The 12341-nt window shown below is 50.3% G+C and carries 17 protein-coding genes; all 17 read left to right on the plus strand.

Features of this window, described 5'->3' with window-relative positions; all coding sequences use genetic code 11:
• Window positions 1–218 precede the first annotated feature (218 nt).
• Window positions 219–611, plus strand: a complete 393-nt coding sequence (locus ACY1JZ_RS07320; protein WP_270166229.1) for a flagellar protein — start codon at window positions 219–221, stop codon at window positions 609–611.
• A gap of 187 nt (window positions 612–798) precedes the next feature.
• A complete protein-coding gene (gene flgM / locus ACY1JZ_RS07325; protein ID WP_462628667.1) occupies window positions 799–1074 on the plus strand; it encodes a flagellar biosynthesis anti-sigma factor FlgM in 276 nt (91 codons plus the stop codon).
• Between the two features lie 78 nt (window positions 1075–1152).
• Window positions 1153–1656 (plus strand): flagellar protein FlgN, encoded by a 504-nt coding sequence (locus ACY1JZ_RS07330; RefSeq protein ID WP_462628668.1) that lies wholly within the window; start codon window positions 1153–1155, stop codon window positions 1654–1656.
• Between the two features lie 18 nt (window positions 1657–1674).
• A complete protein-coding gene (gene flgK / locus ACY1JZ_RS07335) occupies window positions 1675–3228 on the plus strand; it encodes a flagellar hook-associated protein FlgK (protein ID WP_462628669.1) in 1554 nt (517 codons plus the stop codon).
• 21 nt (window positions 3229–3249) lie between these two features.
• Window positions 3250–4188: a flagellar hook-associated protein FlgL gene (gene flgL / locus ACY1JZ_RS07340; protein ID WP_462628670.1), complete on the plus strand. Its 939-nt coding sequence runs from the start codon at window positions 3250–3252 to the stop codon at window positions 4186–4188.
• 22 nt (window positions 4189–4210) lie between these two features.
• Window positions 4211–4768 (plus strand): DUF6470 family protein, encoded by a 558-nt coding sequence (locus tag ACY1JZ_RS07345; protein WP_462628671.1) that lies wholly within the window; start codon window positions 4211–4213, stop codon window positions 4766–4768.
• A 98-nt stretch (window positions 4769–4866) separates the two neighbouring features.
• Window positions 4867–5310, plus strand: coding sequence for a flagellar assembly protein FliW (gene fliW / locus ACY1JZ_RS07350; protein WP_462628672.1), 444 nt, complete (start codon window positions 4867–4869; stop codon window positions 5308–5310).
• Between the two features lie 12 nt (window positions 5311–5322).
• Complete coding sequence (gene csrA, locus ACY1JZ_RS07355) at window positions 5323–5574, plus strand: carbon storage regulator CsrA (protein ID WP_462628673.1); 252 nt, start codon at window positions 5323–5325, stop codon at window positions 5572–5574.
• Between the two features lie 140 nt (window positions 5575–5714).
• A complete protein-coding gene (locus ACY1JZ_RS07360; RefSeq protein WP_462628674.1) occupies window positions 5715–7067 on the plus strand; it encodes a flagellin N-terminal helical domain-containing protein in 1353 nt (450 codons plus the stop codon).
• Between the two features lie 130 nt (window positions 7068–7197).
• Complete coding sequence (locus tag ACY1JZ_RS07365; RefSeq protein ID WP_462628675.1) at window positions 7198–7587, plus strand: flagellar protein FlaG; 390 nt, start codon at window positions 7198–7200, stop codon at window positions 7585–7587.
• 38 nt (window positions 7588–7625) lie between these two features.
• Window positions 7626–9446 carry a flagellar filament capping protein FliD gene (fliD, locus tag ACY1JZ_RS07370; protein WP_462628676.1) on the plus strand — a complete coding sequence of 607 codons (1821 nt, stop codon included), beginning with the start codon at window positions 7626–7628 and terminating at the stop codon, window positions 9444–9446.
• A gap of 14 nt (window positions 9447–9460) precedes the next feature.
• A complete protein-coding gene (gene fliS, locus ACY1JZ_RS07375) occupies window positions 9461–9892 on the plus strand; it encodes a flagellar export chaperone FliS (RefSeq protein ID WP_270166213.1) in 432 nt (143 codons plus the stop codon).
• Window positions 9852–10190, plus strand: a complete 339-nt coding sequence (locus tag ACY1JZ_RS07380; protein WP_462628677.1) for a flagellar protein FliT — start codon at window positions 9852–9854, stop codon at window positions 10188–10190. The genes fliS and ACY1JZ_RS07380 overlap by 41 nt, the downstream gene beginning before the upstream one ends.
• Before the next feature lie 173 nt (window positions 10191–10363).
• Window positions 10364–10561 carry a cold shock domain-containing protein gene (locus ACY1JZ_RS07385; RefSeq protein ID WP_270166209.1) on the plus strand — a complete coding sequence of 66 codons (198 nt, stop codon included), beginning with the start codon at window positions 10364–10366 and terminating at the stop codon, window positions 10559–10561.
• Between the two features lie 331 nt (window positions 10562–10892).
• Window positions 10893–11867 carry an Rpn family recombination-promoting nuclease/putative transposase gene (locus tag ACY1JZ_RS07390; RefSeq protein WP_462628678.1) on the plus strand — a complete coding sequence of 325 codons (975 nt, stop codon included), beginning with the start codon at window positions 10893–10895 and terminating at the stop codon, window positions 11865–11867.
• A gap of 37 nt (window positions 11868–11904) precedes the next feature.
• A complete protein-coding gene (locus tag ACY1JZ_RS07395; RefSeq protein ID WP_462628679.1) occupies window positions 11905–12108 on the plus strand; it encodes a hypothetical protein in 204 nt (67 codons plus the stop codon).
• Window positions 12109–12144: 36 nt separating this feature from the next.
• Entirely contained in the window at window positions 12145–12324 is a 180-nt protein-coding gene (locus ACY1JZ_RS07400) for a hypothetical protein (protein ID WP_462628680.1), read from the plus strand.
• Window positions 12325–12341 lie beyond the last annotated feature (17 nt).

Genomic DNA, 12341 nt, shown 5'->3' on the forward strand with positions numbered 1-12341 from the left:
GTGGTCAGGAGCCTTATTCGCCAGGTTTGGAAGCATCGAGATGACAGGCTGCCCAAGCACATAGAGTCATAGCGAAATGTAAGGGATTACGGGATCGAGCCAGTGCAATCGCGAACTTTAATTTTCCGTAGTGAAAAATTTGGATTTATCCGTTAAAATATAAGGTAACTTATTATATTCAGCCATGGTCAGCCGGAGAAGAAAAGGAGTTGGCGATAATGAATCTGGGTAACTGTCCCCGCTGCGGGAAGGTCTATCAATTAAATCTGCGGAATCTATGCTCTGCTTGTATAAAAGAACTCGACAAGGAATACGAGCGCTGCGCGGATTATCTGCGCAAATTTCCGGGCACCACTATTACCGAGCTATCCGAGAAGACGGAGGTCAGCACGCGGCAGATTACTCGCTTCATCCGCGAGGGGCGGATCTCGATTGTCAATGCGCCCAATATGTCCTACCCATGCGAGGTATGCGGTACGTTGATTCGGGATAGCAATATGTGCATGGACTGTAGACAACGGCTGGTGAAGGATGTCAACTCGCTGAAGGGTCATGATCAGGCCCGACTGGATGCAGCCAGACTGGGGAAAACGTACCAAACCGGCGAGTGAGGCGAGATTAGATGCTTGTCTGTCAGATGTAGTGGTCTGCCCTCAGTATAGCAGGACAGACAGGATGAGGATTACCATAAGGTGGACGGACGGATTGTGCATTCCACTATAAACTTTTATAAGCCCTATGCCGATATTACATCATAGTAATCATCGGCTATTTCTTTTTGTTGAACGGAGTGAGACTATGAAATTAAATGAAATCGGACGGATTGCAGGCATACAGAAATATGCGTCTGGCAACGGCCATCGGTCGGAGCAAGCTTCGCCGCCTCGCCGCAAGGATGAAGTGTCGATTTCACCGGAGGCGAAGGAGTTGCTGGAGTCGCAGCGAATGAATCAGGCCGAGCTGGCTCAGAGGCTGAGTGAGCTGAAAAGCTCGGTCTCTGCAGGCACGTATTCTGTAGATGCCGGCAAGCTTGCAGACAAGCTCTTGCCCTATTTGAAATCGCCATCAGAATAGCGGGCGTTGCAGGGTCTGGCTAATATATGCGGTAGGCGCGCAGCAGCGCGATGAATTTTCACTACGAGGAGAATGGACATGGACGAGGCTGTGCAAGTCATAGTCGATACGCTGGATGAGCTGGATGCTCTCCACCGCGAGCTGATTGCCTTGGGGCTGGAGAAGCGTGAAGCGATCCTGGCCAACGCTACAGATGGTGTAGCTGCGGCAACCAACCGTGAGACGAAGCTTATTGCGAAGGTGACAGAGCTGGATCGGCAGCGTCTGCTGGCTGTCGGCAGATACCTGGTGAAGCGTGGCATCTCGCCTACGGGAACCTTCCGTATGAGCCAACTCGTCCAGATGGTATACAAGGCAGAGGAGAAGCAGGCGCTGCAAGCGGCCTGTGAACGACTGGCCGCCTCCTTGAACGAGCTGCAGGATGTGAATCAATTCAATCAGCAGATGATGAAGCTGAATCTGGAATACATCGCCCATTCACTGGATGTGATTGCCGGTCCGAGCGAGCAGGAGGCGACCTATCATCGCTCCTTGCAATCGGAGGGGTTCAAGCGATATAGCCAGTTCGATACAAAAGCCTAATGAAAGAGGTGTGAACCGATGAGATCGACGTTCCATGGCCTAGAGGTGTCCCGGCGGGGGATTGTAACCCAGCAGGCAGCGCTATACACGACAGGTCACAATATTTCCAATGCAAGCACAGAAGGATATTCCCGCCAGACCGTGAACATGGTGGCTGCACGCCCGCTCGAATCCTATGGGCTGATGCGCTCCAATGTGCCGGGACAGATGGGGATGGGGGTGGAATTCTCCTCGATCACCCGTATTCGCGAGAAGTTCCTGGACGACCAGTTCCGCAATGAGAACAAGGCGCTGGGCAACTATACGATGCAGAAGGATACGCTGGAGAAGCTGGAGAAGATCGTCAGTGAGCCGACAGATACGGGCTTCCGCACGGTGCTGAACGAGTTTTTCAATGCATGGTCCGACCTGAGCAAGACGCCCGAGAGCTCGGATAGCCGCAAGATCGTGCGCGAGCAGGCGCTGGCGCTGGCTGATTCGCTGAATCATACGTCGAAGCAACTGAATGACCTGAAGACGGACATTGAGACCAATATGAATATCAAGTTGCTGGACGTCAACTCGATGCTGGGCACCATCAGCCAGATGAACACTGAGATTACCCGTGTCGAGGGGCTAGGGGACAATGCGAATGATCTGCGTGATCAGCGCGACCTGCTGGTCGATCAGATCTCCAAAGTCATCAACATCAACGTGACAGAGCTGGCAACCGGGTATCAGGTGACGATGGGCGGCAATGTGCTCGTCGAGGGCGGCGCTGTGCCGCAGGCGCTCACGATGGAGGGACTGGAGCAGGCCTTTACAGAGGGTACCTTTAATGATGGCGAGATGTATGGGCTGTTCGTGTCCCGCGACCGGTTTGTGGAGGGCTACATCAAGGATCTGGACAAGCTGGCCAATACGATTGCCAATGGTGATGTAGAGATTACATTGCCTGCTGGTACGCTGTTGCCCGATGGGGTAGTGCTGGATGGCCTTCCTGCCGGCACGCGCGAGATTACGGCAGATACGAAGGTTGTGGTCAAGGGACTGAACGGTCTGCATCAGCTTGGTTATACCTTGTCTGGCGAGCAGGGAATCCCGTTCTTCACCGATTCAAGCGGTGCGACCGCAGGATTAACAGCGGCCAATTTCTCCGTGAATCCGGCGATTGTGACTGATGCCTTCAAGATTGCTACGGCAATGAAGACCACGACCGATGAGGATGGCAACGTAAGCGCCGTAATCGGCAATAACTCGCTTGCTGTGCTGTTCTCCCAGACAAGGGACGCCAAGTTTGAATTTGGCAGCAATGGAGTGGAGGACAAGAACACGCTGCAGGCCTTTTTCTCCTCTGTGGTGGGTCAGCTCGGGGTACAGACCAAGGAAGCGGTGCGTCAGACCTCCAATGCGCAGTCGCTCGTTGATCAGGTGGATGGACGGAGGCAGTCGGTAAGCGGCGTATCGCTTGACGAGGAGATGTCCAATCTGATCAAGTTCCAGCATGCCTATAACGCGGCTGCACGCAATATGACAACCATCGATGAGATGCTTGACCGGATTATTAACGGTATGGGCGTCGTCGGACGTTAAGAGAGGGCAGGTGAATAGTAGATGGCAATTCGTGTCACCCAATCGATGATGAATACGCAACTGCTGCGTAATGTATCTAATAATATGAACAAGATGAATACATTTCAGAACCAACTGTCGACAGGTCAGCGTATTAATGCGCCTTCGGATGATCCGGTAGGAATGACTTTCTCGATGCGTTACCGCAATGAGCTGTCCGGCAATTCGCAATATATCCGCAATGTCGATTCAGCGATCTCTCAGATCGAATATACGGATACGGCGCTCGCTCAGGCAGGAGAAGTCCTACAGAGAGCGCGCGAACTAATGGTACAGGGAGCAAATGTTCAGCCGCAATCTGCATATGACGCGATTAAGCTAGAGATCGGTCAACTATATGCACAACTGGTAGAGGTAGGGAATAGCCAATTCAATGGCAAATACATGTTCAATGGGGAACAGACATCGACAGCCCCTTACCCGAAGTTGGCTATTGACGATATCTCCGGCGACCCGAGAGCACAGGATATAGCGACCGACACAGGGCAGATCAAGTACGAGCTGTCGCCAGGCATGGTGATGGCAGTCAATATTACAGGCTCCGAGGTATTCGGTGAGCCCGTTACACCAGATAATGAAGCTACAAGCGACAATCTGTTCCATGTGCTGAAGCTGACCTATGACGCTCTCTCGGAAGGGGATTCCTCCAAGGTATCCGAGCTGCTCGGACGGCTTGACAGTCGGATGAATACATTGCTGGAGAAGCGCTCCGAGATTGGCGCCCGAATGAATCGGGTGGAGCTGATCCAGGAGCGGCTCAGCGACATCGAGCTTAATTTGACTGAACTGCAGTCCAAGACAGAGGATGCGGATCAAGCCTTCGTCATTACGAATCTTCAGATGGAGGAGAATGTGTATCAGGCATCGTTATCTGCGGGAGCCAAGCTGATTCGTCCAAGCTTGATCGATTTTCTCCGTTAATAGAGGATAGAGGAGGCCCCAGATGAACATTCCTCAGATTCAGATCAGGCAGGAATATGGCCGCATCGGGATTAACGCCGACAATGGGACGCAAGAGATCGAACAGCCACGGCCTACGGTGGAGATGCATCAGCGATCGGCCAAGCAGACGATTACAAGAAATAGGCTCGGTCTGGAGATCGATCAGGAGAGGGCATGGGATGCGCTCGCGCTAGGCAACAATCTGAAGGTGATGAGCAAGATCTACTCGATGGGTAAGGATATTGCCCTCAAGGGAATTGCGCGGAGAATCAGCGAGGGCAAGCAGCTAGGCGATCTGACGCGCGGTGGGAATGCGATTGCGGACATCTCCAAGGATTGGCGCGAGCGATTCCCGGAATTCGACTTCCGAGGCCCGGCCTCCAGCCTGAATGTAGACCTGAGCTACACGCAGGATGAGCTGAATATTGACGTCGAGCGGGGCGGTGTGGACATCGACGTTCAAGTGAATCGTCCGGTGCATCGTTATGAGCGCGGCAAGCTGGACATCTATATGCAGCAATGGCCGAGTATTAATATTACAGTAGATTTAACTGCATAAAGATGACAGCAGGAGAGGTAGACCGACGTATATCCCGGTGAGGCGTATACGCTTCGGTCTATCTTTGTGTAGAATGAGCATAAGGGAGGCGTATTGTGATGAAAGTGGAAACATCATGGCTGGGCGAGGTGGAGATTCCAGAGGAGGCGGTATATCGGTTCGAGCATGGCTTGCCGGGCTTCGAGAAGCTGCGGAGCTTCGCCTTGCTGGAGATGGAGGCTGAACGAAATATTCAACTTCTGCAGTCGCTTGACAACAAGGACATTTCGTTTCTTGTCAGCTCGCCCTTTATATTTTACCCAAGCTATGAGTTCGAGCTTCCCGAGCCTGTACAGGAGGAGCTTCAAATTGAAGGGGAAAGGGATCTCATTATCCTCTGTATTTTGACAGTGCCCAATGATTTGGAGAAGGCGACGATTAATCTGCTGGCCCCAGTGATATTGAATCGCAAGTCAGGGCTTGGCAAACAATATATATTGCGTTCCAATGAATACAATTCCCGTCATCCGCTGCTCCAGCAGTCTGCGGACCGAGCGGAATAGGAGGCGGAAGCGATGCTTGTACTATCACGCAGGCTGGAAGAATCAATTATGATCGGAGAGCAGATCGAGATTGTCGTGCTGGGAATCGAGGGGGATACGGTGAAGATTGGCATCCGCGCGCCCCGGCAGGTGGATATATACCGCAAGGAGCTGTACATGTCCATTCAGGCCTCCAACCGCGAGGCGGCACAGGGACAGATGGCTCTCGGGCAACTGGCGAGCCTGCTCAATCCCTCGACGCAGGAGAAAGCGGAGGAAAAATAATTTTTGATAATTTCATTGAAAGCTATAAACTAATCGACCGTATTGTCGATATATACATTAGCACGGTAATTAGGGCGGCCGACCTATAGACCGAGGGCTTCCGCAAGGATGCGGAATACAATTTCAGGGAGGAAATTTTCATGCGTATTAATCACAATATCGCGGCACTGAACACTCATCGTCAACTGACTGGCAACAATGCAGCGGCAGGTAAATCTTTGGAGAAACTATCTTCCGGTCTTCGGATCAACCGTGCGGGCGACGATGCTGCAGGTCTGGCAATCTCCGAGAAAATGCGCGGACAAATCCGTGGTTTGGACATGGCTGCTAAAAACTCTCAAGATGGTATTTCTCTCATTCAAACTGCTGAAGGTGCGTTGAACGAGACCCACAGCATTCTGCAACGTATGCGTGAATTGGCTGTACAGTCTGCGAATGATACCAATACAGCAACCGACCGCTCCGAAATCCAAAAAGAAATTTCGCAGTTGGTTGACGAGATTGATCGTATCGGTAACAATACAGAATTCAATACTAAAAAGCTTCTAAATGGTGGTGCTTCTGTAGCAGCAACTGTGACCGGAGCTGCTGCATCTCGAGTTACTGTTAATGGCGGAACTGCTGATACTAAAGTTGGCGGAAGTGTGGCTATTACTGCATTTACAGCCGCGACTGCGGATACATCTTCCGCAACTACGGCCACGTTTGCTGACAAAAATGCAACTATGGCGGCCGGTAGTGCAATCACAATAAATGGAGTTTCTTTTACTTTTGACACTTCGCATACTGTTCAAAATGTATTGGACACAATAAATAATGCTGGTATTGGGGTGGAAGCTTCCCACACAGATGGTGCTGGCATTGTTTTCACATCTACGACGGTCGGTAGTAAATCTAATCTTACGATTACTGGTTTGGCTGGTGATTTTGCCGGAGCAGGTACTATTACCGAAGGTGCAGATGCTGCTGTAACTATCACAGGTGCCCCTTCATATACTGCAGATGGTAACAAAATTACTATTCAAAGTGGAGACGCTAAAGGTCTGGAATTCTCCGTTTCAGGCGCAACAGGGGCTGCAACAATTTCTGTAACCTCCAACGGCGGACTCAATATGCATATTGGCGCTAATGAAAACCAAAATATGTATGTTTCGATTGGTGATATGCGTTCTGCCGCTCTAGGAATTAATAATATTGATGTTACAGATAAAACAAGTGCTAATAAGGCAATTACAACGATTCAAAAAGCAATTGAGACTGTATCTGGCGAACGTGCTAAGCTAGGTGCCTTCCAAAACCGTCTGGAGCACACGATCAACAACCTGGGTACATCTTCCGAGAACCTGACTGCTGCTGAATCCCGTATCCGTGATGTGGATATGGCGAAACAAATGATGACCTTCACGAAGGACAACATCCTGACGCAAGCTGCTCAAGCGATGCTGGCTCAAGCGAACCAACAACCACAAGGCGTACTGCAATTGCTGCGTTAATCTTAACGCGTTATATGGGAACCTGGGGATTTTTCTCCGGGTTCCTTTTTATTTGCGCTAATAGATTGAACAGTGCTTGCCGATATAGTAGATAATAAGTCTAGATTAACGGCTGGAGGATGATTCGGGTATGAGTATTCAGAGTTCATTTCCAGGCTCTGCCTTTCCGGGCGGCAGTTCCTTGAATCCAGTGGATAGCAGCCCTGCCGAGCCAAAGACGGTCAATTTTTCCTCGACAGTATCCAATGTGAATGAGCTGAAGCAGGCGGAGCTTCGTGGCGAGAAGATAACCATTAGTGATGAACAAGCTGTTCGAGCGCTTGAACGGGCGATTAAGGCTCTACAGGGCCGGACAACCTCGCTAGAGTTCTCCGTCCACGAGACGACGAAGATGATTGCGGTGAAGGTGAAGGACGTAGATACAGGAGAGGTAATCCGCGAGATTCCTCCAGAGAAGACGCTGGATCTGGTGGCCAAGCTATGGGAAGTTTCCGGCATCTTTGTGGACGAGAAGTGGTAAGAAGTGTACTAGAACGACTATGATTGGGAGGTTATGACATGGCAGTGACAGGAGCAACGACACGGTACACCGGACTGGCATCTGGACTGGATACCGATGAAATTATTAAGAAGATGATGACTGCGAATCGCGCGCCTCTTAATAAGCTGAAGCAACAAAAGCAGATGCTGGAGTGGAGAAGGGATGAATATCGTAGCTTCAATATGAAGTTTTTTGACTTCAAGTCTGCAGCCAATGACATGAAGCGACAATCTACTTTTTTGGCGAAGACTGTATCGTCCTCCAACGATAAGCTTGTTACCGGCACCGGCACTGCGGATGCCGTGGTGGGTCAGCATAAGATCAAGATTGATCGTCTGGCTGAGTCGGCATCTATTCGAACCGGAGAACTGGAAGCGATCCAAGGGAGAAGAACAACGCTGAAAAGTCTGGGTATCGAACCAGCTAATGCTGGCGAGAAAATCAAGATCTCCATCGGTGGCGAGAAAGGAAGCGCTACGATCGAATTGGATGAGACGGCAACCATAGGGGAGCTTGTTGCTTCGATCTCTAATCAGTCACCTGCTACAGGTGTGAAGGCGAATTACGACGAGTCCCTGAACCGTCTGTTTCTTAGCTCCTCAGGCTCGGGGAATCAGTCTGCGATCACGTTGAGCGACAATCTGAAGTCTTTGTTTTCAGAGACGTCATTTCAGACATTTGAAGCTGGTAGCAAAAAACTAAAGGGCACGGACAAGCTTGAGGCCAATGGTGAGTTCAATCTCAAGGTTGACGGGAAAGAGCTCAAATTCAATGTGACCACTGAAACTACTGTGGCGCAGTTGGTGAAGAAGATTAATGAAAATACAGAAGGCGGAGTCGGTACAGGAGTATCGGCTGTATTGGATAGCGCTGGAAAGCTATCCCTTGTTCGTGACAATGGGGGTACGATTGACCTGAGTGGCACAGACAGCACTCTCCTGACTAATCTTGGTCTTAATACGAGAACTGCTGTGAGTGGTGTTACTGGAACCGATGCAAAAGTACAGTACAATGGAATTACGCAATATTACAACTCCAATAACTTTCAGATTGCCGGTATCAACTTCGTAGCCAAGCAGCAGGGGGCAGAAGAGGTTACGATTGGGGTTGCCAAAGATGTGGATACAGTCTTCGAGAAGATTAAAGGATTCGTCGATAAATATAATGAGCTGATCGCAACAGTGAATTCCAAGCTGGATGAAAAGCGATACCGGGATTTTGCGCCACTGACAGACGAACAGCGTGAAGATATGAAAGAGGAAGAAATTAAAAAGTGGGAAGAAAAGGCCAAGAGCGGCATTTTGCGCAGTGACCCGCTGTTAAACAACGCTCTTGTGTCGATGCGTAATGGGCTATCCAATGCGGTCACTGGTCTTGGTGAAGGGGCTTTGAAGGCTCTGGGGGAAATTGGAATATCAAGCGCGATAGTTCAAGGTAACTCTATAACTGGCTCCTATTTGGACCAAGGGAAGCTCTTTATCGATGAGGATAAGCTCAAGCAAGCAATCTCGGACAATCCGGATCAAATCTATGCCTTGTTCACCAGGGATGACGGGAACAAGAATACTACCGAAGGAGACGGTTTGCTTACCCGAATTACAGAATCGATTGACATCATATATGGTAAGATTCGTGATAAGGCCGGTCTAACCAATATGAATGAAGATGACTATGCGATGGGTAAAGAGCTCAAAACCATGAATAAGCGTCTTACAGCACTTCAGACTCGCATGAAGGATCTCGAAACCCGCTATTACAAGCAATTCACAACGCTTGAGACCTATCTCAACAAAATGAACTCTCAGAGCGCTTGGCTTACTCAGCAATTTTCTTCCTAAGGAGGCAATACATCATGCAACTGCAGCAGCGTAATAAATATTTGGAGACTACGATACAGACCGCTTCACCGGCGCAATTGCTTATTATGCTCTATGACGGCGCGATTCGGAATTGCCGGGCAGGCATCGAAGCCATCAAGGGGCATCGAATCGAGGAGGCCAACACCCATATCCAGAAGTGCCAGGATATTATCAGTGAATTTACCATCACATTGGATCGCACCTCTCCGATTGCAGACAATCTGCTGCAGTTGTATGATTACTTCAACCGGCAGCTTACAGAGGCGAATATTCGCCAGAATCCGGAGCCGGCTGAGGAGATTCTTAATCTTCTGGTCGAGATGAAAGAAACGTGGATGCAGGCGGCCAGGCAGCTTAGCCAGTCAACCCCGACAGGAGCCGGACATGGAAGCTACTCTCCAACAACTCGCACAACTGTCGTCTGAGCTGGCGGAAGGGCTGGAGTCCAGAGAACCAGAGGAGCTAGAGGAATATATGCTGCAGCGCGGCCGTCTGTTTCAGCAACTGATGGATTGGGAGCCGACAGCCGCTGAGAAGGTGCGCCATAAGGAGCTGGTTGCTCATATCTTGGAGCTGGATAAGCAGATCGCCAGTCGGATGGAGCAGCTTCGCGATGAGGCGGAGACCGAGCTGAATAAAATATCACATGGACGCACCGTCAAGAATACGTATGATGCTTCGCCGCAGTACTATGATAGCCAGTTTTTTGACAAACGAAAATGATCGAAAAAAAGGGGCATTTGTCGAATGTCCCTTTTTCTTATCGGAAATGTCGAATTAAGTTGAATTCGCTTACAAAATAGTGTTTGACTTTTGTATGACACCGTTGTATATTCAAATTGTGGGCCATATTCATGCGATCTCACAGCTATATGATGATGAAGGGAATGTTCTGAATGCAAGGTAAAGTAAAATGGTTTAATGCTGAGAAGGGTTATGGTTTTATCGAGACTGAGCAAGGCAGCGACGTTTTTGTTCATTTCTCTGCCATCCAATCCGAAGGCTTCAAAACCCTTGAAGAAGGCCAATCGGTCGAATTCGACATCGTAGAAGGCGCTCGCGGTCCACAAGCTGCTAACGTAGTTAAACTGTAACATCCACTGCGGATACCATTTGTAGCTGCACGCATATACGACAGACGCCGCTCGATAGACAGCAAGGAATGTGTGGCGTGTGACAATATAAGCTATTATAAGCATACCACTTATATACTCTTATATTACAAGCTGAACCCCTGGACTCCAGGGGTTTTTTGTGCATCTCTTTTTGTGCAACTCGTAGAAAATCTTGCGACACTCCTGTTGTTCCCGCCAAGGAGCGAGCGTCTTAGAAGGCGTTGATCTTATGTGCACGCGGCTCTCCGAGGATTGTTGCAGCAAATAGAAAACGGTATAATATATGTAACAGAAGGGAGGTGCGCCGAAGATGGAGGAGGAAGAAACAGCGTCAAGCCATCCGCATCACGACACCTCGTATCGATATTTGCTATCGAGCAAGAAGCTGTTCGTGGAGCTGCTGCGCACCTTCGTAGACAACGGTTGGCTGAAGACGGTGACGGAAGAGGAAGTGGAGGAAATTCCGCATTCGTTCGTGCTGCCGGACTTCAAGCGGAAGGAAGCGGATCTGGTCTACCGAGTGAAGCTGAACGGTCAGGATGTCGTCTTCTATCTGCTGCTGGAGCTGCAGTCGAGTGTGGACTACCGGATGGCGTACCGACTGCTGCTGTATCAGGTGGAGATCTGGCGGTATCTGCAGCATCATGAAGCGTACTCGCCAGAGAACCGGAAGACCTTCAGGCTGCCACCGATCGTGCCGCTTGTACTGTACAATGGGCAGCAGAGATGGACGGCGAAGCGGGAGTTTCGCCAGTTGCTGGAGACAGAAGGGTGGTTCGGGCCGGAGCTGCTGAATTTTGAATATCTGCTCATAGATGTGGCACGTTATACGGATGAGGATCTGCTGTCGTTATCGAATACGATTGCCTCTGTATTCTTCCTGGATAAGACGGCGCGCCCGGATCAACTGCAAGGGAGATTGGAGCAGTTGATGGGGACATTCCGCCGCTTGCCGGAGGAGAATCAGCAGAAGTTTGTGTCGTGGATGGCGAATGTGCTAAAGCGGAAGCTGCCGGAGAAGGATGCGCTGGAGCAATTCATTCAGAGCGTGAAAGGAGAGTCGTCGCAGATGGGACTGGAGAAAATATTGGATGACATCGAGCATAAAGGTCGTCGTGAGGGTCGCCAGGAGGGTCGCCGTGAGGGTCGACTAGAAGGAGAACGCGCTGCGAAGCAAACGATGGTGAAGCAACTGCTGGCGAAGCAGGTGGATACCGCGATCATAGCCGAGGTCACAGGCTACTCGCCGGAGGCGATCAAGCAGATGGAGCAAGAGAGCGACTAAACGTTCAGTTCCGAGCGTGAAAGGAGAGTCATCGCAGATGGGACTGGAGAAAATATTAGATGACATCGAGCATAAGGGTCGTCGTGAGGGGCGCCGCGAGGGTCGACTAGAAGGAGAACGCGCGGCGAAGCAAACGATGGTGAAGCAACTGCTCGCGAAGCAAGTAGATACCGCAATCATAGCCGAGGTCACAGGCTTCTCGCCGGAGGCAATCAAGCAGATGGAGCAAGAGAGCGACTAACGGTGAGTTCAGAGCGTGATAGGAGAGTCATCGCAGATGGGACTGAAGAAAATATTAGATGACATTGAGCATAAGGGTCGTCGTGAAGGAGAACGCGCGGCGAAGCAAATGATGGTGAAGCAACTGCTCGCGAAGCAATTAGATAGCGCGATCATAGCTGAGGTCACAGGCTTCTCGCCGGAGGCGATCAAGCAGATGGAGCAAGAGAGCGACTAAACAGTGAGAGAGGGAGG

It is taken from the genome of Paenibacillus sp. J5 (assembly GCF_054955055.1).

Excerpts from the sequence above, each read along its gene's own strand:
- ACY1JZ_RS07320 (WP_270166229.1), top strand. The coding sequence starts at position 219 with ATGAATCTGGGTAACTGTCCCCGCTGCGGGAAGGTCTATCAATTAAAT.
- flgM (WP_462628667.1), top strand. The coding sequence starts at position 799 with ATGAAATTAAATGAAATCGGACGGATTGCAGGCATACAGAAATATGCG.
- ACY1JZ_RS07330 (WP_462628668.1), top strand. The coding sequence starts at position 1,153 with ATGGACGAGGCTGTGCAAGTCATAGTCGATACGCTGGATGAGCTGGAT.
- flgK (WP_462628669.1), top strand. The coding sequence starts at position 1,675 with ATGAGATCGACGTTCCATGGCCTAGAGGTGTCCCGGCGGGGGATTGTA.
- flgL (WP_462628670.1), top strand. The coding sequence starts at position 3,250 with ATGGCAATTCGTGTCACCCAATCGATGATGAATACGCAACTGCTGCGT.
- ACY1JZ_RS07345 (WP_462628671.1), top strand. The coding sequence starts at position 4,211 with ATGAACATTCCTCAGATTCAGATCAGGCAGGAATATGGCCGCATCGGG.
- fliW (WP_462628672.1), top strand. The coding sequence starts at position 4,867 with ATGAAAGTGGAAACATCATGGCTGGGCGAGGTGGAGATTCCAGAGGAG.
- csrA (WP_462628673.1), top strand. The coding sequence starts at position 5,323 with ATGCTTGTACTATCACGCAGGCTGGAAGAATCAATTATGATCGGAGAG.
- ACY1JZ_RS07360 (WP_462628674.1), top strand. The coding sequence starts at position 5,715 with ATGCGTATTAATCACAATATCGCGGCACTGAACACTCATCGTCAACTG.
- ACY1JZ_RS07365 (WP_462628675.1), top strand. The coding sequence starts at position 7,198 with ATGAGTATTCAGAGTTCATTTCCAGGCTCTGCCTTTCCGGGCGGCAGT.
- fliD (WP_462628676.1), top strand. The coding sequence starts at position 7,626 with ATGGCAGTGACAGGAGCAACGACACGGTACACCGGACTGGCATCTGGA.
- fliS (WP_270166213.1), top strand. The coding sequence starts at position 9,461 with ATGCAACTGCAGCAGCGTAATAAATATTTGGAGACTACGATACAGACC.
- ACY1JZ_RS07380 (WP_462628677.1), top strand. The coding sequence starts at position 9,852 with ATGGAAGCTACTCTCCAACAACTCGCACAACTGTCGTCTGAGCTGGCG.
- ACY1JZ_RS07385 (WP_270166209.1), top strand. The coding sequence starts at position 10,364 with ATGCAAGGTAAAGTAAAATGGTTTAATGCTGAGAAGGGTTATGGTTTT.
- ACY1JZ_RS07390 (WP_462628678.1), top strand. The coding sequence starts at position 10,893 with ATGGAGGAGGAAGAAACAGCGTCAAGCCATCCGCATCACGACACCTCG.
- ACY1JZ_RS07395 (WP_462628679.1), top strand. The coding sequence starts at position 11,905 with ATGGGACTGGAGAAAATATTAGATGACATCGAGCATAAGGGTCGTCGT.
- ACY1JZ_RS07400 (WP_462628680.1), top strand. The coding sequence starts at position 12,145 with ATGGGACTGAAGAAAATATTAGATGACATTGAGCATAAGGGTCGTCGT.